At 44.3% G+C, this 23,193-nt stretch carries 21 protein-coding genes, 20 tRNA genes, 1 rRNA gene and 1 riboswitch; of the genes, 6 read left to right on the top strand and 36 right to left on the bottom strand.

The window, feature by feature from the left end:
* Positions 1-20 precede the first annotated feature (20 nt).
* Positions 21-1,172 (top strand): M20 family metallopeptidase, encoded by a 1,152-nt coding sequence (locus QWY16_RS06760; protein WP_300992187.1) that lies wholly within the window; start codon positions 21-23, stop codon positions 1,170-1,172.
* A 154-nt stretch (positions 1,173-1,326) separates the two neighbouring features.
* Here the strand turns inward: QWY16_RS06760 and QWY16_RS06755 are convergent, their stop codons facing one another.
* Entirely contained in the window at positions 1,327-2,358 is a 1,032-nt protein-coding gene (locus tag QWY16_RS06755) for an LLM class flavin-dependent oxidoreductase (protein WP_300992186.1), read from the bottom strand.
* Between the two features lie 18 nt (positions 2,359-2,376).
* Positions 2,377-3,180 carry an alpha/beta fold hydrolase gene (locus tag QWY16_RS06750; protein ID WP_300992185.1) on the bottom strand — a complete coding sequence of 268 codons (804 nt, stop codon included), beginning with the start codon at positions 3,178-3,180 and terminating at the stop codon, positions 2,377-2,379.
* 104 nt (positions 3,181-3,284) lie between these two features.
* On the opposite strand from QWY16_RS06750, the gene QWY16_RS06745 reads away from it, so the two are divergent.
* Positions 3,285-3,818, top strand: a complete 534-nt coding sequence (locus QWY16_RS06745) for a gamma carbonic anhydrase (RefSeq protein ID WP_300992183.1) — start codon at positions 3,285-3,287, stop codon at positions 3,816-3,818.
* A gap of 49 nt (positions 3,819-3,867) precedes the next feature.
* Here the strand turns inward: QWY16_RS06745 and metK are convergent, their stop codons facing one another.
* Entirely contained in the window at positions 3,868-5,079 is a 1,212-nt protein-coding gene (metK, locus tag QWY16_RS06740; RefSeq protein WP_300992181.1) for a methionine adenosyltransferase, read from the bottom strand.
* A 197-nt stretch (positions 5,080-5,276) separates the two neighbouring features.
* Positions 5,277-5,389: riboswitch (SAM riboswitch) on the bottom strand.
* Positions 5,390-5,625: 236 nt separating this feature from the next.
* On the opposite strand from metK, the gene pckA reads away from it, so the two are divergent.
* The gene (pckA, locus tag QWY16_RS06735) at positions 5,626-7,215 is read left to right on the top strand and encodes a phosphoenolpyruvate carboxykinase (ATP) (protein ID WP_300992180.1); all 1,590 of its coding nucleotides are present in this window, start codon (positions 5,626-5,628) and stop codon (positions 7,213-7,215) included.
* A gap of 148 nt (positions 7,216-7,363) precedes the next feature.
* Here pckA and QWY16_RS06730 read toward each other — a convergent pair whose 3' ends face one another.
* The 3 genes from QWY16_RS06730 to QWY16_RS06720 form a co-directional block, all read right to left on the bottom strand.
* Positions 7,364-8,143, bottom strand: a complete 780-nt coding sequence (locus QWY16_RS06730) for an alpha/beta hydrolase family protein (protein ID WP_300992178.1) — start codon at positions 8,141-8,143, stop codon at positions 7,364-7,366.
* Positions 8,124-8,582 carry an NUDIX domain-containing protein gene (locus tag QWY16_RS06725; protein WP_300992175.1) on the bottom strand — a complete coding sequence of 153 codons (459 nt, stop codon included), beginning with the start codon at positions 8,580-8,582 and terminating at the stop codon, positions 8,124-8,126. The genes QWY16_RS06730 and QWY16_RS06725 overlap by 20 nt, the downstream gene beginning before the upstream one ends.
* Before the next feature lie 67 nt (positions 8,583-8,649).
* On the bottom strand, positions 8,650-9,096 hold the full coding sequence (locus QWY16_RS06720) for a Dps family protein (RefSeq protein ID WP_300992174.1): 447 nt from the start codon (positions 9,094-9,096) through the stop codon (positions 8,650-8,652).
* Between the two features lie 106 nt (positions 9,097-9,202).
* Here QWY16_RS06720 and yidD point away from each other — a divergent pair, with 106 nt between their 5' ends.
* The 3 genes from yidD to QWY16_RS06705 all read left to right on the top strand — a co-directional run bounded on the left by yidD (position 9,203) and on the right by QWY16_RS06705 (position 10,974).
* Entirely contained in the window at positions 9,203-9,433 is a 231-nt protein-coding gene (gene yidD, locus QWY16_RS06715; RefSeq protein ID WP_300992172.1) for a membrane protein insertion efficiency factor YidD, read from the top strand.
* Between the two features lie 87 nt (positions 9,434-9,520).
* A complete protein-coding gene (locus QWY16_RS06710) occupies positions 9,521-10,483 on the top strand; it encodes a metal ABC transporter solute-binding protein, Zn/Mn family (RefSeq protein ID WP_300992170.1) in 963 nt (320 codons plus the stop codon).
* Positions 10,484-10,593: 110 nt separating this feature from the next.
* Positions 10,594-10,974, top strand: a complete 381-nt coding sequence (locus QWY16_RS06705) for an iron chaperone (RefSeq protein WP_300992169.1) — start codon at positions 10,594-10,596, stop codon at positions 10,972-10,974.
* Between the two features lie 112 nt (positions 10,975-11,086).
* Here the strand turns inward: QWY16_RS06705 and QWY16_RS06700 are convergent, their stop codons facing one another.
* The 30 genes from QWY16_RS06700 to rrf all read right to left on the bottom strand — a co-directional run bounded on the left by QWY16_RS06700 (position 11,087) and on the right by rrf (position 23,170).
* Positions 11,087-11,815: an AAA family ATPase gene (locus QWY16_RS06700; RefSeq protein ID WP_300992168.1), complete on the bottom strand. Its 729-nt coding sequence runs from the start codon at positions 11,813-11,815 to the stop codon at positions 11,087-11,089.
* Positions 11,816-12,220: 405 nt separating this feature from the next.
* Positions 12,221-12,388, bottom strand: coding sequence for a hypothetical protein (locus tag QWY16_RS06695; protein ID WP_300992167.1), 168 nt, complete (start codon positions 12,386-12,388; stop codon positions 12,221-12,223).
* Between the two features lie 133 nt (positions 12,389-12,521).
* Positions 12,522-13,166 (bottom strand): hypothetical protein, encoded by a 645-nt coding sequence (locus QWY16_RS06690; protein ID WP_300992166.1) that lies wholly within the window; start codon positions 13,164-13,166, stop codon positions 12,522-12,524.
* Positions 13,167-13,371: 205 nt separating this feature from the next.
* Positions 13,372-14,436 carry an o-succinylbenzoate synthase gene (gene menC, locus QWY16_RS06685; RefSeq protein ID WP_300992164.1) on the bottom strand — a complete coding sequence of 355 codons (1,065 nt, stop codon included), beginning with the start codon at positions 14,434-14,436 and terminating at the stop codon, positions 13,372-13,374.
* Positions 14,427-15,860, bottom strand: coding sequence for an o-succinylbenzoate--CoA ligase (locus tag QWY16_RS06680; protein ID WP_300992163.1), 1,434 nt, complete (start codon positions 15,858-15,860; stop codon positions 14,427-14,429). The genes menC and QWY16_RS06680 overlap by 10 nt, the downstream gene beginning before the upstream one ends.
* A 61-nt stretch (positions 15,861-15,921) precedes the next feature.
* Positions 15,922-16,740 (bottom strand): 1,4-dihydroxy-2-naphthoyl-CoA synthase, encoded by an 819-nt coding sequence (gene menB / locus QWY16_RS06675; protein WP_300992162.1) that lies wholly within the window; start codon positions 16,738-16,740, stop codon positions 15,922-15,924.
* Positions 16,737-17,564 carry a 2-succinyl-6-hydroxy-2,4-cyclohexadiene-1-carboxylate synthase gene (menH, locus tag QWY16_RS06670; protein WP_300992160.1) on the bottom strand — a complete coding sequence of 276 codons (828 nt, stop codon included), beginning with the start codon at positions 17,562-17,564 and terminating at the stop codon, positions 16,737-16,739. Before menH ends, menB begins: the two co-directional genes overlap by 4 nt.
* Positions 17,564-19,261: a 2-succinyl-5-enolpyruvyl-6-hydroxy-3-cyclohexene-1-carboxylic-acid synthase gene (gene menD / locus QWY16_RS06665; RefSeq protein WP_300992158.1), complete on the bottom strand. Its 1,698-nt coding sequence runs from the start codon at positions 19,259-19,261 to the stop codon at positions 17,564-17,566. Before menD ends, menH begins: the two co-directional genes overlap by 1 nt.
* A complete protein-coding gene (locus QWY16_RS06660; RefSeq protein ID WP_300992156.1) occupies positions 19,248-20,639 on the bottom strand; it encodes an isochorismate synthase in 1,392 nt (463 codons plus the stop codon). Before QWY16_RS06660 ends, menD begins: the two co-directional genes overlap by 14 nt.
* Positions 20,640-21,180: 541 nt before the next feature.
* Positions 21,181-21,252, bottom strand: a tRNA-Glu gene (locus QWY16_RS06655).
* A gap of 6 nt (positions 21,253-21,258) precedes the next feature.
* Positions 21,259-21,349, bottom strand: a tRNA-Ser gene (locus QWY16_RS06650).
* A gap of 4 nt (positions 21,350-21,353) precedes the next feature.
* Positions 21,354-21,428, bottom strand: a tRNA-Asn gene (locus tag QWY16_RS06645).
* Position 21,429: 1 nt separating this feature from the next.
* Positions 21,430-21,506 (bottom strand) — tRNA-Ile (locus tag QWY16_RS06640).
* 17 nt (positions 21,507-21,523) lie between these two features.
* Positions 21,524-21,597, bottom strand: a tRNA-Gly gene (locus QWY16_RS06635).
* A gap of 7 nt (positions 21,598-21,604) precedes the next feature.
* Positions 21,605-21,680 (bottom strand) — tRNA-Phe (locus tag QWY16_RS06630).
* Between the two features lie 17 nt (positions 21,681-21,697).
* Positions 21,698-21,773 (bottom strand) — tRNA-Asp (locus tag QWY16_RS06625).
* A gap of 4 nt (positions 21,774-21,777) precedes the next feature.
* Positions 21,778-21,854, bottom strand: a tRNA-Met gene (locus QWY16_RS06620).
* A 50-nt stretch (positions 21,855-21,904) separates the two neighbouring features.
* Positions 21,905-21,997: transfer RNA gene (locus QWY16_RS06615), tRNA-Ser, on the bottom strand.
* A 16-nt stretch (positions 21,998-22,013) separates the two neighbouring features.
* Positions 22,014-22,090, bottom strand: a tRNA-Ile gene (locus QWY16_RS06610).
* 8 nt (positions 22,091-22,098) lie between these two features.
* Positions 22,099-22,172, bottom strand: a tRNA-Met gene (locus QWY16_RS06605).
* 19 nt (positions 22,173-22,191) lie between these two features.
* Positions 22,192-22,267 (bottom strand) — tRNA-Ala (locus tag QWY16_RS06600).
* 6 nt (positions 22,268-22,273) lie between these two features.
* Positions 22,274-22,350, bottom strand: a tRNA-Pro gene (locus QWY16_RS06595).
* 28 nt (positions 22,351-22,378) lie between these two features.
* Positions 22,379-22,455 (bottom strand) — tRNA-Arg (locus tag QWY16_RS06590).
* Between the two features lie 35 nt (positions 22,456-22,490).
* Positions 22,491-22,579: transfer RNA gene (locus QWY16_RS06585), tRNA-Leu, on the bottom strand.
* A gap of 28 nt (positions 22,580-22,607) precedes the next feature.
* A tRNA-Gly gene (locus QWY16_RS06580) sits at positions 22,608-22,682 on the bottom strand.
* A gap of 6 nt (positions 22,683-22,688) precedes the next feature.
* Positions 22,689-22,773: transfer RNA gene (locus tag QWY16_RS06575), tRNA-Leu, on the bottom strand.
* Positions 22,774-22,796: 23 nt separating this feature from the next.
* A tRNA-Lys gene (locus tag QWY16_RS06570) sits at positions 22,797-22,872 on the bottom strand.
* Positions 22,873-22,881: 9 nt separating this feature from the next.
* A tRNA-Thr gene (locus tag QWY16_RS06565) sits at positions 22,882-22,957 on the bottom strand.
* Positions 22,958-22,969: 12 nt separating this feature from the next.
* Positions 22,970-23,045: transfer RNA gene (locus QWY16_RS06560), tRNA-Val, on the bottom strand.
* Positions 23,046-23,054: 9 nt separating this feature from the next.
* Positions 23,055-23,170: ribosomal RNA gene (gene rrf / locus QWY16_RS06555) — 5S ribosomal RNA — on the bottom strand.
* Between the last annotated feature and the right edge of the window lie 23 nt (positions 23,171-23,193).

Raw genomic sequence — 23,193 nt, 5'->3', positions numbered from 1 at the left:
TTAACATCTGAGGTGATCAAATGGATCAGGAACAAGCCAAATCATTATTGAAAGAATTAATTCAAATCAAAAGTGTCAACCCTCCCGGAAATGAAACGGAGGTCGCCAAAAGATTGAAAATCCTTTTCGATGAGCATGGCATAGAAAATGAGTTCGTGGAATATGACAACAATCGGGCCAATTTAATTGCACATATAAAAGGTGAAGAAGAAGGTCCTGCCCTCGGGTTCACTGGCCATATGGATGTTGTCCCGACAGGTGAAATCGAATGGGAACATGATCCTTTCGCAGCCGAAGAACAAGACGGCAAAATTTATGGGCGCGGTGCCTGCGATATGAAAAGCGGACTCGCAGCCTGTGTGCTCGCTATGGTTTCGCTGAAAAAAGAAGGCCTCCCCAAAAAAGGCAGCATTACACTTTTGGCCACAGTCGGTGAAGAAGCAGGAGCAGTCGGCGCCAAACAACTGACGGCATTAGGCTACGCTGATCCGCTGGATGCCTTGATTGTCGCGGAACCGACTCGAAATCAAATCAAGATTGCCCATAAAGGTGCATTATGGCCACAAATTATTACTTATGGAAAAACTGCCCATGGCTCGATGCCGGATATGGGAACGAATGCGGTGATTCATATGAATGAAATCATCCATAAGTTATTAGGGGAAGAATTTAAAATGCAATTTGAGGAAGACGATTTGCTGGGCGGCGCTACATTTAGTGTCAACGTCATCAGTGGCGGATCCAACACAAATGTCGTGCCAGACCGCTGTATGGTAAATATCGATATCCGTACGGTCCCTTCCCAGAACCATCAACAAATTATCGGGCAAATTGAACAGATCATCCAATCTGCGAACCTAAGATATCCGGACCTAAAGGCAGATATCCGGATATTAAACGATCAGCCTTCTTTAAGGAATTCACGTGAGGATCCTTTTGTCCAAGTGGTTCAAGACGCAGTGAAAGCAAAGGGCGGTACGACTGCGCTTGGGGGAATGACAGGATATACCGACGGCTCACAATTTTCCCAAGCGAGTAAGAAGTTCCCCATCATCGTATTAGGTCCAGGCGATACAAAGCTTGCCCATCAGCCGGATGAATATGTTGAAGTTGATGAATATCTGAGCAGTATTCAACTTTATAAGGACATTGCAAAAAAGTTTTTAGCGTAAATTCCTAACAATAAATGAATAAAAACCGAGTAGTCTTCATTGGAAGACTGCTCGGTTTTTTAAATTAGAAATACAAAACTATACTTTCAGTTTCACCCGGTCTTTTAACGAAAACCTTCCCTGCTAATAATTTAAAGCTGATACATCATCGAATTTATTTCTGTGGCCGTCTGCTTTTTTCACGCTTCTTCATTTCTTCTGCAATCAATTGGAAAGATTTCAGTTTGTCTTGAAAATCATAAGCAATAGCTACAAGCATCACTTCATCCGCGGCATAACCGGCAGCCAGCTTTTCCAGCCTGTCCACCACTTGTTCAGGCGTCCCGACAATCATCCGCTTGCGATTTTCTTCAACCAGCAGCCGTTCAAATTTTGAATAAGGATAATTCATTGCCCGTTCCGGCGGCGGCGTGCCTTTAGACGGCATGCCTTGTGCCCCCATCACAAGGGCCAAATCCATAGATGAAGCTACCCACTCCGCCTGTTCTTCTGTTTCCTGGCACATAATGAAAATAGCAACACCCTGGTATGGTTTACTGCCATCATTCGATACAAAGCGGTCGCGATAAGTCCTTGCAAAACTTTGGCCTCCTTCTCCGTTGATGAACTGGGCAAACATATAAGGGAGGCCTTTTTCGGCTGCCAGTTCCGCAGAACTCTGTCCTGTCCCAAGCATCCAGATTGGAGGAGCAGCAGCTGTCACTGGTGTCGCTTTCATTCCGTAATAAGAATGTTCTTCCGGAATAGAATCCGTCAAATACATTCTTAAATCTTCTATTTGATCCGGGAATCGGCTGACATCGCGCTTCCGCCCTTCGTTTAAAGCATAGCTCGCCCGTGGCATGCCGCCTGGTGCCCGTCCAACTCCTACATCAATTCGATGTGGATAAAGCGCTTCTAATAATTTAAAGTTTTCCGCTACTTTGAATGCTGAATAATGCGGAAGCATAACTCCGCCTGACCCGAGGCGAATGGTGTTTGTCACAGCACCCAGATGAGCGATCAAAACTTCGGGAGACGAGCCCGCAAGTGTTGTAGCATCGTGATGCTCTGAAACCCAAAAACGCGTATATCCCCACTCTTCCGCTTTCTGTGCCAGCATCGCTGTGTGTTTCAACGCCTCTTGCGGTGTACTTCCTTCTGAAATCGGTGATTGGTCCAAGATGCTGTATTTCAATGGCGCCATAAGTCTATTGCCTCCTATTTATGTCACTACATAGCCGAGAGAACGCAACACATTCTTAATGAATAAATGAGATGAAATAAATACATCTTCACGTTCCGGTTCCTGAAAAAGATCATGATAACAACGCGGCCATTCTTTAAAGCTGAATTCTTTTAATTCCTGTTGTTTGAGCCATAGTTTCGTATATGCTTGGTCAGCGATTGCATCAACTTCACCTGTTTGGATAAAAATCGGGATGTCCGGAAATTTCCCGATGTTTTGCGCTGTTTGCTTCAAATAAGTCTGCAATTCATGATACCATCCAACGGTCACAGTAGAGTTATACAAGGAATCGTCTTTTTCTTGTTCAATTACTTCTTTATTGCGCGTTAAGTCATGGATATGAATATGATGTTCAATTGCCATATTAGAGGTCAGTTTATGCAAGCCTGTCAGTGCAGCCGAAAATTTCGATGGAGTTTTTATCAAACGCAGCCAAGGAGAACTAAAGACGACGCCAGCTATTGGGTAAGGGTTATGGCTTAAGAAATTCATAACAATAGTAGCTCCAAGTCCATGGGCAACGATAAACACCGGGAGCTGTTCTTCTAAAGCAGCAAGAGTCGAAGCCCGGACCGATTCCTCATAGGCTATAAACGATTCCTGATGCGGCTGATTTGCCGGTGCACTTTTCCCATGGCCTGGCAAATCTCCTGTAATGACGTGAAAATTCTCAGAACGCCATTGATCGATTTGCCAGGCATAGCGAATATGGTGTTCATACGCGCTGTGCACGAGCACTATAACTGCCTTTGCTTGTCCTTTCGCTTCCCATTTCCACATCTGCTGCACTCCTTTCTTCATCTTTTATCCAACCAACAGATTTGACCTTTGCAGTAAATTTGTTACGATTATAGATATCTTATCTTTTTTAACGGAGGTTTTCCATGATTTACCCATTCAACGGCAAGCACCCATCCATTCATCCATCCGTATTCATCGCGGACCATACAACAATTACCGGTGATGTGACAATTGGTGCTGAATCATCCGTCTGGTTCAATACCGTCATACGCGGTGACGTCTCTCCGACTATCATCGGAAACAAAACCAATATCCAGGATTTATGCATGCTTCACCAGAGTCCAGGGAAAACATTGATTCTTGAAGACAATGTCACGATTGGCCATCAAGTGACACTCCATAGCTGCATTATCCGAAAAGGCGCACTGATTGGCATGGGATCCATCATATTAGACGGCGCTGAAGTTGGAGAAGGCGCATTCATCGGAGCTGGAAGCCTCGTTCCGCCCGGCAAAGTCATTCCGCCCGGAATGCTGGCGCTTGGGCGTCCAGCGAAAGTGGTCCGTGAACTCCGGGATGATGATAAGCAAGATATGGAACGCATCGTCCGGGAGTATGCGGAAAAAGGTGCTTACTATAAATCATTGCAAAAAACCTATATCGAGCAAGAAAAATAACAATAAAAAGACGATCAGGCATTTTTGCCTGATCGTCTTTTTGTTGTTTTTAAGCTTGTCCATTAAAGATGCCTGATTGTTCTCTAAGAACTTCCACTTTATCTGTACGTTCCCATGGAAGGTCGATATCGGTGCGTCCAAAATGTCCATATGCTGCTGTTTGTTTGTAGATCGGGCGTCGAAGATCCAACATTTTGATGATTCCAGCCGGGCGCAAATCGAAGTTTGCACGGACTAGATCGTCCAAAGTTTCTTCGTCGACTTTGCCCGTTCCAAATGTATCAAAAGCGATTGATACTGGATGAGCTACGCCGATTGCGTAAGCCAATTGCACTTCGCAACGATCTGCCAAGCCTGCTGCCACAATGTTTTTCGCTACATAACGAGCTGCATAAGCCGCTGAACGGTCCACTTTCGTCGCGTCTTTTCCTGAGAATGCGCCGCCGCCATGGCGTGCAAAGCCGCCGTAAGTGTCAACAATGATTTTGCGCCCTGTAAGGCCCGCATCTCCTTGTGGACCACCAATTACAAAACGGCCAGTCGGGTTAATGAAGTATTTTGTTTCATCATCCATCAAATGTTGAGGGACAACTTCATTGATGACATATTCTTTGATGTTGCGCTGTATTTGTTCAAGTGTCACTTCCGGGTGATGCTGTGTGGAAATAACGATGGTGTCCACGCGAAGCGGTTTATTGTTTTCATCGTATTCGATGGTAACTTGTGTTTTGCCATCGGGACGCAAATATGGAAGTATTTCTTCTTTGCGCACTTGAGCCAATCGGCGTGCCAATTTATGAGCTAGTGAGATTGGTAGAGGCATTAATTCTTCCGTTTCGTTGCACGCGAATCCGAACATCAGACCTTGGTCTCCTGCTCCAATATCGTCTAATTCTTTATCAGTCATTTGGCCTTCACGCGATTCAAGCGCTACGTTTACTCCAGCAGCGATGTCCGGTGATTGCTCATCGATAGATGTCAGAATTGCACTTGTTTCTGAGTCAAAGCCATATTTAGCACGTGTATAACCGATTTCCCGTACTGTTTCACGTACAACTTTCGGGATATCAACGTAAGTAGAAGTCGTGATTTCCCCTGCAACAAGCACTAACCCTGTAGTTACAGTGGTTTCGCATGCAACACGCGCATTGGGATCTTCTGCTAAAATGGCATCCAGGATTGCATCTGAAATCTGGTCACAGATTTTATCCGGATGTCCTTCTGTTACTGATTCTGATGTGAATAATCGACGGTTTTTCAAAATGTGTTTCCTCCTTATATCCTGCGAGATTGCTCTCGAAATTGATACGGTACTCGTTTCCCATGTCAAGTCCGTTCCGTAAGGATTGAACTTCAAGCCGTTGTGGCCTTTGTACACGAGGATTAAGGGCAATTTCATAAAAAAATCCCATCCATCATTTGCATGTGGAAAGGAGAAATCATCATAAGCACCTTTCACTCTTATCGTCCAAGGTTGAGTTCCTTGCTTCAGGTTTGGCACCTTCTCTGCAATTTGCAGCAGGTTGCCGGGTTTCATAGGGCCTGTCCCCTCCACCAGCTCGGAATAAGAGTATCCGTTCAATTTTTCATCATACGGAAAGTATAATGTTATGTCAACGTTTTTCAATCAATCTGTCCATATTAAATCATTAATAGGTGATAATAGGCGAATCAAGATCCTTAAATGTATTTTTTTCATTACAATCAGTTATTAGTATAGACTAATGGGCTCAATGTGTTATACTAATGTTCGAATATACATCCTCCCCATCACCATGGGAATAACCGAAAAGGAAGGTACATATAAATGAATCCAGTGAACTTCGCAAACAACTTAAAGGATCTTTTAAATGGCCAAAATGTGCACGTCCAGCTTTCAGTTCCGCAATTAGTGGAAGCAGCAACATCACGTGGGGAAGCCGTATTGACTCGAGAAGGCGCAGTAAAAGCTGAAACAGGCAAATACACAGGCCGCTCACCTAAAGACAAGTATATAGTAGAAGAAGAGATTTCAAAAGATAAAATTGATTGGGGCGCTGTCAACCGTCCGATTTCTTCTGATGTTTTTGAAAACTTATATAACAAAGTAATTGAGCACTTGAAACAACAAGATGCATTATATGTTTTCAAAGGCTTTGCAGGAGCAGACCCAGAGTCTCGTTTGGCTATCCAGACGATCAATGAATACGCTTGGCATAATCTGTTCGCCCACCAATTGTTCATCCGCCCGACTGCAGAAGAACTGGCGGCGCATGAAGCGGAATTTACCGTTGTCTACGCCCCGACATTCCAAGCAGATCCTGCAGTGGACGGCACTGATTCTGAAACATTTATCATCGTTTCTATGGAGAAAAAAATCATTCTGATCGGCGGCACTGAATACGCCGGCGAAATGAAAAAATCTATCTTCTCCATCATGAACCACATCTTGCCTGAAAAAGGCATTCTTCCGATGCACTGTTCAGCTAACGTAGGCCATGAGGGCGACGTAGCATTATTCTTCGGTTTATCCGGAACAGGAAAAACAACTTTATCTGCTGATGAAGACCGTAAATTGATCGGTGACGACGAGCACGGCTGGTCGGATAACGGCGTCTTCAATATTGAAGGCGGCTGCTACGCAAAAACAATCAATCTTACACGTGAGCACGAACCCCAAATCTATGACGCCATCCGTTTCGGTGCTGTTTTAGAAAACGTTGTCGTTGACGACGATACACGCATCCCGGATTATCACGATGGATCATTGACTGAAAATACACGTGCCGCTTACCCGATCCAGGCAATTGATAATATTGTGGATCCTTCGGTAGCAGGGCACCCAAAAACAATCGTATTTTTGACAGCTGATGCTTTCGGCGTGTTGCCTCCAATCAGCAAATTGACGAAAGAACAAGCAATGTATCATTTCTTAAGCGGCTACACATCTAAACTGGCTGGAACAGAGCGCGGGGTTACTTCTCCTGAAGCGACATTCTCAACTTGCTTCGGATCACCTTTCCTTCCTTTGCATGCGACTGTGTACGCTGAAATGCTTGGACAAAAAATCGACGAGCATGGTGTTGATGTATTCCTTGTAAATACGGGCTGGACTGGCGGCGAGTACGGAGTCGGCAGCCGTATGAAATTGTCATACACACGCACAATGGTGCGTGCTGCAATCAAAGGCGAACTTCATGATATCGAAACTGATAAAGAAGAAATCTTTGGTCTGCAAATTCCAAAACAAATAACTGGCGTGCCTTCTGAAATCTTGAATCCACGCAATGCATGGGCAGACAAAGAAGCTTACGACAAGAAAGCAAAAGAACTTTCTCAGGAATTCCAAGAAAACTTCAAAAAATTCGGCACCGTTTCAGCTGATATCAGCGTTCAAGGCGGACCGGCAAAGATTTAATAAGCAAGCTAAAAAAGCTATCCTTTATGGATAGCTTTTTTCATTGAAAGTTCACAAATTTTATTAATCTAAATATACAACGATATTCAGTGAAATCTCTTACTCCTGTCTCTGCATTGTACTTGTATCGCTTCGCTAGTTTCGGCCATCACCTTTCGTTCCTTCTCATCCATTCCGTCAACGCTTTTACGGTTTTGCGATTGGCTGCTGGCGGGAAAAAATGAGTATATTCCGGGAAATACCAGGTTTCGTGCTGTTGGCCATTAAGCTTTAATGCTTCTTCCAATAAATACGCTTGGCCAGGCGAGACATTTTCATCTTTTAAACCGTGGATGATTAGAACAGGCGCTTTTGTTTCGTCTAGCCGCAGCAAAGGGTTACGCTCTTCATACGCGGTCAGTGCCGTATTTGGCGTGCCTCCGTACAGTCTTTTCATCATCCGCCGCATATCCGGCCGCTCTTTATAGGTTAAAACGGTATCGGTTACGCCTGCCCATGTAACGACTGATGTGATGTCATCTCTTAATACAGCCGTCCATAGGGCCATGATGCCTCCGCGCGAAAAAGCCAGAATGTGGACCCTACCGCTGCAGAATTCCTTTAAGACTTCTACCGCGTATACCGCATCCCATCTATCCGCTCCTCCAAATTCATCCCGTCCTTGCCCTCCCCGATTTCCTCTGTAATACGGGGCAAACACGACAAAGCCTTGAGCCGCAAATTGAGCGATTCGTGCAGGACGCACCATTCCAATTGACTGGATGCCGCCTCTCAGATAAAGAATGCCGCTCCAATTCCCAGACTTTTTCGGTTCAGCCAAGAGACCTTTCACTTTCAATCCATCGGACCAATAAACGATTTCTGTCAGCCGGACATTCGGATTTGGCGATGGATAGATTTTTTTCGATTCAATCGTCCCATTTTCCATGTTGCATCACCTTCTTTATAATTTCCTTCATTCCTTTGTCTTTCATTAAAAAGCTGTATGAATCATCCAAAAGGAGCTGTTCCGACAAAACAATGCCTTCTGTTTCCATCAAAGCGATGGCTTCCAAGCGCTCTGTCTCCGCAATAAAAACCGTTTTGCAAAACGGTTGATCTGAAAAAACCATGTACTCAGCCAGCCATTCCAGTTTGCCGATGACCGCACCGGTTTCTTCATATACTTCCCTAACCGCTGCCTGTGCTAAACTTTCCCTTGGCTCCACTTTGCCGCCCGGAAATTCCAAGCCGCGGGTTTTATGCTTTGTCAGCACCCACTTGCCGCTATATTTGCAAATCACTAATACATGCTTGCTTTCAACCGAAAAGATTCCAGGTTCAAAAGACAGTTTGCACAGATTGCCGTTCAAGTCTATGTATTCCATTCATTCACCTCTTGGACATTAGAAAAAGCGTACACTGATTAACAGTGCACGCTTCTGTATCTCTATTTTACTTCTTTTCGCCCAAAAATGCTGACAACATCCAAGAATGTTTTTCTAAGTTTTGGTGAATGGCATTTAACATGTCTTCTGTCATGTCATCATTGTCTTCAGCTGCCAGTTCCATGCCTTTTTTCAATGACTTCATGATTGTATCGTAATCAGACACAACCGTCTGAACCATTGCATCCGAATCTTCTTTGCTTGTGGCTTCTTTTACGACCGATAGCTCCAACTGCTCTTTCATCGTTGCCACCGGTTTTCCGCCAAGAGCCAACAAGCGCTCTGCAATTTCATCCATATATTGAGTTGCTTCGTTATATAATTCTTCAAATTTCACATGCAAGGTAAAGAATTGATGGCCTTTTACATACCAGTGAAAATTATGTAATTTCGTGTAGACTACTGACCATGTTGCGACTTGTACGTTTAACTCTTTGTTTAATTCCGTTGACATTCAAATCACTCTCCAATGTTTTTGATAAGCTTACATACTTTATTTATACCTCTCTTCTGCTTACAATAAACATAATGACAATTTTCCAGAAAGAAGCTGACCTCAAATGAAGACCATTCTGCTTAAGATGATCCGCTTTTATCAGCGTTTCATCTCTCCTTTATCTCCTCCGAGCTGCCGTTTTTATCCCACTTGTTCCCATTACGGAATTGAAGCAGTGGAAAAGCATGGTGCTTTAAAAGGCGGATACTTGGCAGCGAGACGCATCCTGAGATGCCATCCGTTCAATAAAGGCGGAGTCGATTTTGTTCCGGAGAAATGGCCACCAAAAAAATAATTGGTGGTTTTTCTTGTGTTTTCAAAAAAAATCGTGTAACATTCATTTTGTTCTTAAAACGTAACCGTTACAATTTGGAGGTACAAAATGAAAAAACTGATCCCATTAATCGCCCTTATTCTTTTACTGGCAGCTTGCGGCAATCCTGCAGGTGAAACGCAAACCGAAGATGATTCAAAACTGCAAGTTAAAACCACTGTCTATCCGCTTACATACTTTACGGAACGCATTGGCGGTGACCGCGTCGCAGTCGAATCGGTTTATCCCGCGGGTTCAAACGAGCACAGCTTTGAACCTACCCAACAAGATATGATTGCGCTCGCTGAAGCGGATTTGATGTTTTATATTGGGCTGGGATTGGAAGGATTTATTGACAGCGCGAAAAAAACCTTAAGCAATGAGAATGTTGAATTTGTCGCTACTGCTGATTCAATTACCGATGAAGAATTGGAAGCTGCCAGTCATTCCGAAGAAGAACATAGCGAGGAAGGCCACGCAGAAGAAGGTCACGATGGCCATAACCATGGTTCAACAGACCCGCATGTGTGGATGTCTCCTGTTCTTAGCCAAAACTTGGCGGAGTCCATCAAAGATTCATTAATCAAAGCAGATCCGAAAGGTTCCGAGACTTACGAAAGCAATTACACGAAATTAATCGCTGAACTTGAAGCGCTTGACCAGTCGTTCGCCGACCTTTCTGAACGAGTAGAAAACAATACGTTCTTTGTTTCTCATTCAGCGTTCGGTTATATTGCTGAACCATATGGCTTCAACCAAGTGGCAGTAGCTGGGTTAAACAGCCAAGATGAGCCATCTCAAAAAGAACTGACTAAAATTGTTGATTTGGCAAAAGAAAAAAACATCCAGCACATTATTTTCGAGCAGAATGTTTCTTCAAATCTTACCGAAGTCATTCAAAAAGAAGTAGGTGCAGAAGCGGTTCAAATGCATAATTTGGGCGTCTTGACGCAAGAAAACATCGACAATGGTGAAACGTATTTCACATTGATGGAAAAGAACTTGCAAACCTTGGAAACAGTATTAAAATAAATTTGCCAAAAAGGCGTATTCCGATAGGAGTACGCTTTTTTTGTTTATAATGAAGCTATGACTATAATGAAAAAAAGCGGTGTATTAAGAATTCACAAGGAGGAGAAAATATGAAATCAGAAAATGAAGCAGTTAAGACTATTGATGAGTATATCGCCCAATTTCCTACAGATATCCAGGAAACACTAGAGAATCTCCGGAAATTGATCAAAGAGGAAGCTCCTCAAGCAGATGAAAAAGTCAGTTATCAAATGCCGACATTTTATCTACACGGAAACCTTGTCCACTTTGCAGCTTTCAAAAATCATATCGGCTTTTATCCCACTCCCGCCGGCATCACCGCTTTTGAAAATGAATTATCCAAGTATAAAAGCGCCAAGGGATCCGTCCAATTCCCGCTGCATGAACCTTTGCCATTAGATCTGATCCGGCAAATTGTCAGGTACAGAGTAAAAGAAAACCTGAAGAAATCCAAAAACAAGCCGCAATAAAACAGCCAATCTGCCATCACAACTTTTAGTTGAATGGATGACAGATTGGCTGTTACTTTTGTGTATGAGCAAATTCCCAATCACTCCCTGAACTTAGTTTCTTCTATATAATTTAATCCTCCAGCAGTTCTTTTAAAAACTTTTCCCGGTGATCCAGGAAGTATTTCGTGATTTTATAATGGTCTGTTTCCTCATAGCTGATTTCTTCAATGGCTTCGCCGTCAAAGCTTAAAATCTGAGCATCAGGATAGCCCAGAAGAATCGGTGAATGCGTGGCGATGATAAATTGACATTCCTCCTGCTGCACCAATTCATGGAGTATGCGCAGGAACGTCAGCTGTCGCTGCGGTGACAATGCCGCTTCCGGCTCATCAAGCAGATAAATCGCTTGGCCATTAAAGCGGTTCATGAACAGCGATAAAAATGATTCACCATGAGATTGTTCATGTAAAGATTGCCCTCCGTAACTTCTGTAAGCATCTGCACCTTCTTTTTGCAGCTCATCGATATGAGTGGCAAAGTGATAAAAAGATTCCGCTCGCATGAAAAACCCGTTCGAAACTTTCGGCATCCAGGAAAGCCGGATATAATCCGCTAAAACAGATTCTGCGGCATGAGTTTCATATGTATTATTGCGCCCGCCTCCAGCAGAATTAAAGCCGCATTTATCAGCGACGGCTTCCAGCAACGTCGATTTTCCCGAACCGTTTTCACCGACAAAAAAAGTGACGGGACTGGCTAAGTCAAGTTGGTCTATGCCTTGTATCGCGGGAATATTAAAGGGATATTGATTGTAATTCGGTACTTGGTCCTGCAACAAACTGATTCTCTTTAAAAACACTGTACTCACTTCCAAGCTTTTTATTTCATCATGATTCTTGAATGCGTTTCCGCTTCATGTATTTAGAGGCTTCAACTATTCATATAAAAAATAAAATCCAGACAAGCGGGGGTTTCAACGAAAACCCCGCGACGAATTGCCTCCCAGTAAGCTCAAGAAAATGAGGAGAAACAGGATATAAAAACCGGCAAAGACATTCCACTTTAAAGCCCGTTTCTGTTCTTTTTCTTTGTCAGCAAAAAAAACGATGCTTATAAAAAAATTAGGATTGAAACTATTAATGCCCATTCCGGTATCCTCGAAGCCCTTAAAGCGTTTGGAAAAAAATCGTTGACCATCAATAAGGTAAATCCCATCATTCATATAGAAACGCCCCACCGCACCCTTTCACCTCCAGTAACTATTTTATTCTTTGCTCTTTAAACGCCTGACTTCTTCCTCCAGAACTGCAATGCGGGCTTCCAAGCTTTTTTGAGGAGTAGACTTTCTTTTTACCATAACTAAAACCGCTCCGATGATGAGAACTAAAACAATCCATAACAATAACGGAGAAAGAGCTATTAAAGTACTCAAATTCTTGCCTCCTCTTTAGGTCTCTTATTCAATGAATAACTATACGAAAAACAGCTGGAAATAGTTTCAATTTCCAGTGTCTCTTTTTATATCATTAAACATGTCCTCGGCAATGAGACGTGTTTTCCAATCTTTAAAATTCTTTGCTCCACTCCTCGTCTTCCAATATTTCTCCTGTTTCAGCTACATACCCTGCAATTAATGTGCCTTGCTGCAAATGACCTTCATTTTGAAGAAAAGAAATCAACTCAGCAAACCGCTGCTCATCTTCTGCTTCTTTATTCCTTGAAATGGATAAACGGACAACTGGGCTAACAGCATGTTCTTTATAACTCCCTGGAGTTAAAAGATCAATGGCTAAATCCCGCCCAATCAAATTGTCAAAAAAGACATGGAATTCTACAGAATCCCCAAACAGTTGCGATACATAGGGACGAATTTCACTTTCCAACTCAGCAGCCCATTTTTCAGAAACAAAAGTATCCACCATTTCTTGTGCGTTCTCATCATAATAAACCAGAAATTCTGTAGAACTTTTTTTGTCACGCACCTTTGCTGCATAATCAAACGTGAAATTGCCCATATTGTCGTACAACACATCGTAGATTTCAAAATCCTTATTAAAATTTTCTTCTATATAAACTTCTGCCTGGCCTCGAATTTTTTCTTCTTCATCTTTATCCGGTTTCATGCTCCAGAGAAAAGAAACAATAAGCAATCCCATCCCAAGTGCAATAACAGCTAAAAGAACCAAGACAACTTTAATGGCTTTCCTCAAGCAAGAACCTCCTTTTTAAAAAGTGAGAATAGGTCGCTTAGTTACTCTTTTTTTAAATAGGACTGGCTGTCTATGCAATATGTTCCGGTCTCGTTATTTTCTATAAAGCAGAGCTTGATTTAATCCTATGAATTTTATCGATTAATTTCCCACTCTGGTTTTGCAGAAAAATAGCATGAATTCCTTGGGGGAATTCATGCTGTCTTCACAACTTTACTTCATAACCAATTCCACTTTCCACGCTCAATTCAATTTCTCCATTTTCCACAATTATTTCTGGAATGATGATATCCTCGTTCCAGAAATGCTGAGAATCAGAGAAATCGCCGGGCAGCGTAATTCCTGGCAAAGATGCCAATGCCAGATTATGCGCTTTGGAGACGCCAAATTCAATCATGCCCCCAACCCACATGCCGATAGAATGTGTTCGGCATAACCTCGCAACTTTTAATGCTTCGCTCCAGCCGCCCAGCCTGCCCATTTTCAAGACAATCATATCGCCGGCTTGTTCATCAATCATGCGCTGAACATCTTCTATGCTTGAAATGCTTTCATCCAAACAGATAGCGGTATTCATTGCTTTTTTTGCCTTAGTATGGAGCTGCCATTGCTGTTCCCCAAAAGGCTGTTCGATTAACGTGAATCCTGCCTGGTCGAGTTCTAAAAGCTTGTCGAACGTTTCTTCCGCAAATGCTCCATTGGCATCTGCGAAAAAGAGCTGGTTGGGGTATTTCCGAATAATTCCTGCCAGCATATCCAAATCGGAGTCCGGGCTGATTTTAATTTTTATGCGGCTATACCCTGCTGATACAGCTTCCGCCACTTGTTCTTCTACTTTTTCTGGATCTGCAGCCACCACTACACCCGCTGGAATCGCCCGTTCTTCGCCGCCGACCATTTTCCAAAGCGGGATATCTTTTTTCTTGGCGAATAAATCCCACACAGCCATTTCGATTGCGGCTTTTGCCATACGATTGCCTTTCACTTGCTGAAACATCCGGTTTACATGGCCGGGATGCTTCAAACTTTGATGCAGCAAGATCGGAACCAACACTTTTTCAATGACAAACCGGCTGCTTACCACCGTCTCTTCCGTATACCAAGGCGTCGAGAACGCCACACATTCTCCGTAGCCTTCCACACCTTCTGCATCGGTCACTTTAACAATCAGGCTTTCACGCTCTTCCACAGTCTGCAAAGACGTCTTAAACGGCCTTTTTAAAGGTTTATTCACCTCTCGCAATTCAATCCCCGCAATTGTCAGTTCCATAGCTTCAGCTCTCTTCGGAGAAGCTTATTCGATGCATTGCGCGGCAACGCATCAGCAAATGATAACCGCTTCGGCACTTTATAGGAAGCAATTTGCTCCCTGCAGTATGCCAATAGCTCATCCGCTTCCGCAGATTCATTCAATACGACAAAAGCCACTGGAACTTCACCCCATTCTTCATCCGGTACTCCGCATACTCCCGCTTCCCGGACAGCCGGATGCGCAAGCAGCACTTTTTCAATTTCCGCCGGATAAATATTTTCTCCACCTGAAACGATCAAATCCGATCTTCTATCCACCACAAACAAAAAGCCTTCCTCATCCAAGTAACCAACATCTCCTGTATGAAGCCAGCCCTCTTCCTGGACTTTTCTGTCGGAAAACCTGCCGATATATCCCGGAGTTACTTGAGGACCATGAATCAGGATTTCTCCTTTTTCTCCAGCTTTTGCTGTGCCATCTATTTTAACTTGATACAAAAACAGCGGTTTGCCTGAAGAACCGATCTTCCGTTCTGCATCCGCTGATTGCAGCGTAGTCGTCTGCGAGGATGTTTCCGTCATGCCATAAGTTTGCAGAACCGGTATGCCACATTGTTCCGCACGCTTGATATAGGCAACCGGAATCGGACCGCCTCCTGCAAGAATCGCTTTAAAACGCGGAGATGCGGCCAAAGAAGCTTCTTCCACATTTCTCAAAATACGTTCAAGCATTACGCCGACCATAGACATATGTGTCACGGTCCCGCTGCATATTTCTTTGGCACTGCGCTCAGCATCAAATTTTTCATACAGCCTTACACCCATGCCATATATAAGAGACCGCATCAAGATGGAAAATCCGCTGATGTGGAATAACGGGACAGAACAAAGCCAGACATCATCAGGGGAGATTCCAATATTTAAAGCCGATGAAACGGCACTCGAAAAATGGTTTTCCGCAGTCTGCCGAACACCTTTGGGATTTCCCGTCGTCCCGGATGTATACATGATGGAGATTGTACGGCCTTTCTCCCACTCATGCTGAATTTCAAACTCAGCCGGAACCGCTTCCCGGATGGAACTGAATAAAATCGGATTGTAATCCTTCACTTTTTCTTTCAATTCATCATCTACTAAAACAAATTCAGCTTCAGAGTCTTCAATTTGATAAGCCAGTTCTGGTGGCGCCAGCCGTTCATTGAGCATGACCATTTCGCAGCCAACGTGCATGCAGCCATACATGACAAAGACAAATTCGGGATTGGACTTTGCCAAAATGGCGACACGAGACTCTTTTGCAACTCCCAGTGCTGTCAGTTTACCAGCGTACTCGAGCGCTATTTCATTCATTTCAGCAAAAGTCCATTGCTGCTCTTGGAACGATAACGCCATGCGGCCACCGCTTAAATGGCTGCGTTGGCTCAACCAATTCGGATAAGTCATTTAAAAAATCCTTTCTTCAAAAAAAGCTGCCCTAAAAGGACAGCTTCTGATTATTCGGTGATCACGGGAAACGAGGGAATTGGCCAAAGTCCGGTTTGCGTTTTTCTTTAAACGCATCACGTCCTTCTTTTGCTTCATCCGTTGTGTAGTAAAGCAATGTAGCGTCTCCAGCCATTTGCTGAAGACCAGCAAGGCCGTCCGTATCGGCATTCATTGCCGCTTTTACAAAGCGAAGCGCAGTCGGGCTCATCTCAAGCATTTCTTCGCACCATTTTACTGTTTCATCTTCAAGCTGCTCTAAAGGCACAACTGTATTAACTAAGCCCATATCAAGTGCTTCCCGCGCATCGTATTGACGGCATAGGTACCAAATTTCACGTGCTTTTTTATGGCCGATGATGCGGGCCAAATAGCCTGAACCATAGCCGGCATCAAACGAGCCGACGCGGGGTCCTGTTTGTCCGAATCGTGCATTGTCAGCAGCAATCGTCAAGTCGCACACTACGTGCAGTACGTGGCCACCACCAATTGCAAATCCTGCAACCATCGCCACAACAGGTTTTGGAATAACACGGATCAAACGCTGTAGGTCCAATACGTTCAAACGTGGAATTTCATCTTCTCCGACATATCCGCCGTGGCCACGGACACTTTGGTCCCCGCCTGAACAGAATGCTTTCTCGCCTTCACCTGTTAAAACGATAACGCCTACTTTTGAATCGTCGCGTGCACGTGAAAATGCATCGATCATTTCATGCACTGTTTTTGGACGGAAGGCATTGCGCACTTCCGGACGGTTGATCGTAATTTTGGCTATGCCATTATACGTTTCGTATTTAATATCTTCATATGTACGTTCTGTAACCCATTCGCGTGTCATGATTTTCCTCCTCGATAATTAGAACTTAAATACTCCTTTACCATTGTAGCAAATTCAGCAGGTTTTTCCACATGTATTGCATGTCCCGCTTCAATAACGCCGTGCTGCACTTTTGGCAAGGCTTGTTTCATCTCTTCAGCAATCGCCATAAACTTCGGATCCATAGCTCCTGTTACCAATAAAACCGGCAAATTTAACTGCTTTACCTGGGACCAGTAAGACTTTTGCGTACCGGTTCCCATGCCGATTAAGCTATTAGCGAGCCCGAGCGGATTTTGATGCAGCCGTTCTGCGCGGATGGTTTGCTTAACTGTTTCCGGCAATCGTTTCTGGGTGTCAAAAAGTGGGATATTTTCCCATTTATCTACAAACGAAGTAATGCCATTTGCTAAAATCTTCAGCGCCAGCTCACTGTCTCGCTGTTGCCGATCAAGCCGTTCGTCTGCTGATTTTAATCCAGGAGAAGCACTTTCCAGTATCAGTGCCTCTATTTGCTGTGGGTAAGTGCATGCATAAGCAAGAGCTGTGCGGCCGCCCATTGAATAACCCGCAAGCGCAAAATTTTCTAATCCAAGTTGTCCGAACAGCAGATTTAAATCACGGATTTGGAGTTCCATCGTATAGCGTGCAGAATCTTCCGGTGAATCCGTCAGGCCGTGGCCAAGCAAATCAATCAGAACGATTTTATATTCCGGTAAAGCTTTCTCAATTCCACGCCATGTTTTTGTGCTTCCAGTAAAACCGTGAAGAAAAACAATAGTGGATTTCTTGTCAAAGTTTAACACTTCTAGATGGTAGCGAACATCTAAAATTTGAATCTCCATTACTTCGACAGCTCCTCGCTAAACCGGTTCCACAACTTCCGATGGACCTCCACATTTTGTTGCCTGTCTGTAAAAACTTCAATGATTTTTACAAGCTTTTGCTTGTGGCTGCGCAAAGCCGAAATCAACTCTTCTTTCGAGTGCACTGCTGCATACTCAGTATCATACATATTCGCTGCATCCTTAAAATTCATCCCTGTCGGCGTGCCGAACAAATCTTCAAAATACCGCTCTTCCTGCGATTGCGGCAAGTAAGAGAAAATTCCTCCGCCATCGTTGTTCATGATAACAATGGTCAAATCCGTATCTTGCATTTTCGAAGCTATCAAGCCATTCATGTCATGCAGGAATGACAAATCGCCGATAAATAAATACGTCGGGCGTTTTACTGCTGCCTGAACACCAAAAGCTGTCGAGACAACTCCGTCAATACCGTTCGCACCCCGGTTTGCATAAATCATCACATCACGTCCGTTGGTTTTGAAAAACGTATCCAAGTCCCGAATTGGCATACTGCTGCTGACGACGAGATGACATTTATCCAGTTCGTCGAAAAATATCTTTGCCAAGACGCCTTCATCGAGTTCGTTTTCACAATGCTGCTCCACCAATTGCCAGTACAATTTTGATGCCTGCTGCCATTTAACGGCATAGGCATTTTCTTCTTTGGCTTTGATTGGCAGCTGCCATAAGCTTTTTGCTGCCGCTTGGATATGATGGGTTACAACAGACTGGGCATCGCGCATCATCGGGCTTTCATCAAACACGACATAATTTTTGGGTTTGATTGCGGCTAAATACAATGTCAGCGGTTTCGACACCGGTTGAGGACCAATTCGGATGACCACATCTGGAATCATCGCAGCTTTGAACTGTTCACTTTTCAAAATGGCATCATATGAATCGATGATCAAATGCTGATTATCCGGTTTTACATTAGTACGCAAATTGGACAATGGATCTGCCAGAACCGGCCACTGCAAATTCTGTACAAATTCCCAAAAGGTTTCCGGCATAGGAGCAGTCATTTCTCCGACCACCAATACCCCTCTCTCTTGTTCCAATAACCCCTGCAAAAATCCCTCTGTTTCTTTATTTATTATAAGTTCACCAGTGAAATGCATCATTTCGCCCCGGCTTACATAGCTCTGCTCAAAGTCGATGCGCAGCGGTTCACGAAATGGCACATTTATATGGACAGGCCCTTTTGGTTCTGTCTTTGCTGTTGCAACTGACCGGTGGAGATGGCGAGCCAGGAATTCCAATAGATTTTGTTCTTCCGGCATCGGCAAATCAGCAGCCCATTTCACATGGGAACCAAATAAATTGATTTGATTAATAGCTTGCGGCGCACCGACTTCCCGCAATTCAGGCGGCCGGTCTGCTGTCACGACCAGTAATGGAACCCTTGCATAATAAGCTTCTACAACAGCAGGAAAATAGTTAGCAGCAGCCGTTCCTGAAGTGCAAAGCAGCATGACCGGCTTGCCGGATGCTTTAGCCATTCCCAGCGCAAAATAAGCCGCAGAACGCTCATCAATCTGCCGGTATACAGTCAAACCTTCTTGTTTCATACATGCGTAAGCAAGCGGCGTTGACCGGGAACCCGGGCTAATGACCACATCTGTGACGCCTAAGTGTATAAGTGAATGTGTAAAAGCTGATACATACTCTGTTAACGATTTACGATTCGTCACTCAATTGACCTCCAAGCGCACGAAGCATTGGTCTAAATTTAACCCAAGTTTCTGCATACTCCGACTCAGATGTAGAATCTTCTACAATCCCGCCTCCTGCATACAAATAAGCTTCTTTTTCGTTCAGCAGCGCTGACCGGATGGCTACTGCAAACTCGCCGTCGCCTTTTGCATCTATCCAACCGATTGGCGCAGCATAAAATCCTCTGTTCATCGTTTCATACTGGCGGATCAAGCTCAGCGCTTCCTGTTTCGGTTCACCGCCAAGAGCCGGGGTAGGATGCAAATCCTTAACCAAATCGAACAAAGTCGAATCTGGTTTCAATTCTCCTTCAACCGGTGTATAAAGATGCTGAATATCCCTTATCTTCATTAATTTAGGTGTTTTTGGCACAAACATATGGGAACTATGCTCGTTAAAGACTTCACTGATCATGTTAACCACAAATTGATGTTCCGAGCGGTTCTTTTTGTCATTCAGTAATTCATTGCCAAGCTTTTCATCCTTTTCCACCGTGTTGCCTCGGGGAGTGGAACCTGCCAAACATGTAGACAGGGCTAACCGGTCCTTCACTTTTACAAGCCTTTCCGGCGTAGCACCGAAGAACAATTGATTTTGTGCTTCCAAACCAAATAGGAAACTTTCAGGCTGTTCTTCAGATACTTGATAAAGAGCCGACGCAGATGAAAGCGGCTGCTCAAATTCTAATCTCAGGGAACGTGCAATCACCACTTTTTCGGCTTGTTTTGCTTTAATGAGAGCCGTCACTTTAGTAATCGAGTCCATGTATTGCTCTTTCTTAATTTCAGTACGTTCCACTACGAGCGGTTTTTGGTATTTCGGCCGTTCCATAACTTGGGCAGCATGGATCAGCCGATCACGTTCTTTCCGCAAAGCCTCAAATGCATTGAAGGTGGCGTCTTCATTTGTAATTAAATTGATGCTGACATACGCCTGATCATCTTTAATTATCATTTGAAATGATGGCACTGCAAAATAAGCTTGTGGAAAATGGGTCCATTCGCTTTGATTTTCATTTAACGGATCAAATGAAAATCCGCCAAATAATATGGGTTGCACATCTGCTTCTTCATTAACAATCTGGCTGCACAAATTCTGCCAATCTTGCTTGATTTCTTCAAACCGTCCATGATGATTTGGTGAAGCAAGAACATGGGCATGTCCAAGCCCAACTAAGGTAAATGTCTTTTCACGATTTTGCCAGAACATTCGCTTTCCTTGATAATGCTTATCCCCTGCTTCAAAAAATGCCAACGCCGACATTCTGGAGACTTCAATTGTTTCTGTGTAAAAACTGTACGCAAGATATCGCGTACTCGTATATTTTTCTGTCGATGAATTCTGTTGTGGATTCATCTTTTTCCCTCCGTTTTAAACTCGTTGCGTAAAAAATCGCAATCTGCTTCACTTTTTAATCTCTATCTTCTATCATACTCTTTTCTATTAAATTGAGCACAACATTTGCTGTATTTCCAATGAAATTGAAGGTGAATACAAAGGGAAAATTGTACAGAACGACACAATTATTTTTAGCTGACAATGGCTGCCTGGATGATTCAATAAACTTGTCTTTTAACCTTGAAAGACTTTTGTAAAGAGATTCTCAAAGTCATGCCAATCATGATAAAGATAGCAGCATTGTCTTTAGAAGTATTTTTTTGTATTGACTAGAGAGGTATGGTTTCTACCTATTGCTTTTTTAGCTGTTTTTCTTTGTAATGTGTTTGCCATTGTCATAATCGGTATAACCATACATAGCTAAACTTCATTTAAAAAGAATTATCGTTCCATTCAAGCCATTAGCAATAAAAAAAGAGCCACTTTAAAATCAAGTGACTCCTTTATTGAACTTTATCAAAAAAAGAGACATGCATTAGAATGCATGTCTCTTTTAGTATGACCCCTACGGGATTCGAACCCGTGTTACCGCCGTGAAAGGGCGGTGTCTTAACCGCTTGACCAAGGGGCCAATTACTGGCGGAGAAGGAGGGATTTGAACCCTCGCGCCGGTTTCCCGACCTACACCCTTAGCAGGGGCGCCTCTTCAGCCACTTGAGTACTTCCCCAGTATGGCTCCGAAGGTAGGATTCGAACCTACGACCATCGCATTAACAGTGCGGTGCTCTACCACTGAGCTACTTCGGAATGGTGGGCCTAAATGGACTCGAACCATCGACCTCACGCTTATCAGGCGTGCGCTCTAACCAGCTGAGCTATAGGCCCATATGTATAATAATTAATGGAGCGGGTGAAGAGAATCGAACTCTCATCATCAGCTTGGAAGGCTGAGGTTTTACCACTAAACTACACCCGCAAAAAAATGGTGGGTCAGGACGGAATCGAACCGCCGACACTTAGAGCTTCAATCTAATGCTCTACCAACTGAGCTACTGACCCATTTTGTTATGTAAAAATGGCGGTCCCGACCGGGATCGAACCGGCGATCTCCTGCGTGACAGGCAGGCATGTTAACCGCTACACCACGGGACCATTTTGGTTGCGGGGGCAGGATTTGAACCTGCGACCTCCGGGTTATGAGCCCGACGAGCTACCGAACTGCTCTACCCCGCGACAATAATATAGAAGAAATAAAAATGATAGTCCACACATTTTGAAAAAAATGGAGGAGGAAGAGGGATTCGAACCCCCGCGGGATTTGACTCCCCTGTCGGTTTTCAAGACCGATCCCTTCAGCCAAACTTGGGTATTCCTCCGTGCTAATAAAATGAATGGTGGACCTTGCAGGACTCGAACCTGCGACCGGACGGTTATGAGCCGTCTGCTCTAACCAACTGAGCTAAAGGTCCTAAAAAAGTGGCGGCAGAGGGGATCGAACCCCCGACCTTACGGGTATGAACCGTACGCTCTAGCCAGCTGAGCTACGCCGCCAGGATCTTTATTATATAGTTGGTGGAGCCTAGCGGGATCGAACCGCTGACCTCCTGCGTGCAAGGCAGGCGCTCTCCCAGCTGAGCTAAGGCCCCATTGAATGGTCGGGAAGACAGGATTCGAACCTGCGACCCCTTGGTCCCAAACCAAGTGCTCTACCAAGCTGAGCTACTTCCCGAACTGAATTGCTGAGTGGTGAAAAAATATGGCGCGCCCGAGAGGACTCGAACCTCTAACCGCTTGATTCGTAGTCAAGTACTCTATCCAATTGAGCTACGGGCGCATATGATGAAAACCTACGGTTTTTGCAAAACCAAATGGTGCCGAGGACCGGAATCGAACCGGTACGGTAGTCACCTACCGCAGGATTTTAAGTCCTGTGCGTCTGCCAGTTCCGCCACCCCGGCATAGGGTCGGCTATTGGTGCAAAAAAATTGGAGCGGAAGACGAGGTTCGAACTCGCGACCTCCACCTTGGCAAGGTGGCGTTCTACCACTGAACTACTTCCGCAAAAAATGGTGCGGGTGAAGGGAGTCGAACCCCCACGCCCGAAGGCGCTAGATCCTAAGTCTAGTGCGTCTGCCAGTTCCGCCACACCCGCGTGGCAATGAAATTGTGAAAAAATGGTGAGCCATGAAGGATTCGAACCTTCGACCCTCTGATTAAAAGTCAGATGCTCTACCAACTGAGCTAATGGCTCGAACAGGAATGGTGCCGGAGAAAGGACTTGAACCCTCAACCTACTGATTACAAGTCAGTTGCTCTACCAGTTGAGCTACTCCGGCGACAGAGAAAAATGGTGGAGGATGACGGGATCGAACCGCCGACCCTCTGCTTGTAAGGCAGATGCTCTCCCAGCTGAGCTAATCCTCCGTTATGTATGCCCAGCAATGTCCTACTCTCGCAGGGGGAAACCCCCAACTACCATTGGCGCAAAAGAGCTTAACTGCCGTGTTCGGGATGGGAACGGGTGTGGCCTCTTTGCCATCATCACTGGACTGTTTGGTTTTTAAAAGACAAG

The sequence above is a fragment of the Planococcus shenhongbingii genome (genome assembly GCF_030413635.1).
In the GTDB taxonomy this organism is placed as follows: Bacteria; Bacillota; Bacilli; order Bacillales_A; family Planococcaceae; genus Planococcus; species Planococcus shenhongbingii.
Note: the sequence above shows the minus strand (reverse complement) of the source record. Positions and strands in the feature narration are given on the sequence as shown.

Coding starts and splice junctions, on each gene's coding strand:
- QWY16_RS06680 (WP_300992163.1), bottom strand. CDS start 15,860: ATGACTTATCCGAATTGGTTGAGCCAACGCAGCCATTTAAGCGGTGGC.
- QWY16_RS06660 (WP_300992156.1), bottom strand. CDS start 20,639: ATGAATCCACAACAGAATTCATCGACAGAAAAATATACGAGTACGCGA.
- menH (WP_300992160.1), bottom strand. CDS start 17,564: ATGGAGATTCAAATTTTAGATGTTCGCTACCATCTAGAAGTGTTAAAC.
- QWY16_RS06750 (WP_300992185.1), bottom strand. CDS start 3,180: ATGTGGAAATGGGAAGCGAAAGGACAAGCAAAGGCAGTTATAGTGCTC.
- QWY16_RS06720 (WP_300992174.1), bottom strand. CDS start 9,096: ATGTCAACGGAATTAAACAAAGAGTTAAACGTACAAGTCGCAACATGG.
- pckA (WP_300992180.1), top strand. CDS start 5,626: ATGAATCCAGTGAACTTCGCAAACAACTTAAAGGATCTTTTAAATGGC.
- menC (WP_300992164.1), bottom strand. CDS start 14,436: ATGGAACTGACAATTGCGGGGATTGAATTGCGAGAGGTGAATAAACCT.
- QWY16_RS06705 (WP_300992169.1), top strand. CDS start 10,594: ATGAAATCAGAAAATGAAGCAGTTAAGACTATTGATGAGTATATCGCC.
- QWY16_RS06710 (WP_300992170.1), top strand. CDS start 9,521: ATGAAAAAACTGATCCCATTAATCGCCCTTATTCTTTTACTGGCAGCT.
- yidD (WP_300992172.1), top strand. CDS start 9,203: ATGAAGACCATTCTGCTTAAGATGATCCGCTTTTATCAGCGTTTCATC.
- QWY16_RS06755 (WP_300992186.1), bottom strand. CDS start 2,358: ATGGCGCCATTGAAATACAGCATCTTGGACCAATCACCGATTTCAGAA.
- QWY16_RS06745 (WP_300992183.1), top strand. CDS start 3,285: ATGATTTACCCATTCAACGGCAAGCACCCATCCATTCATCCATCCGTA.
- menB (WP_300992162.1), bottom strand. CDS start 16,740: ATGACACGCGAATGGGTTACAGAACGTACATATGAAGATATTAAATAC.
- QWY16_RS06760 (WP_300992187.1), top strand. CDS start 21: ATGGATCAGGAACAAGCCAAATCATTATTGAAAGAATTAATTCAAATC.
- QWY16_RS06725 (WP_300992175.1), bottom strand. CDS start 8,582: ATGGAATACATAGACTTGAACGGCAATCTGTGCAAACTGTCTTTTGAA.
- QWY16_RS06730 (WP_300992178.1), bottom strand. CDS start 8,143: ATGGAAAATGGGACGATTGAATCGAAAAAAATCTATCCATCGCCAAAT.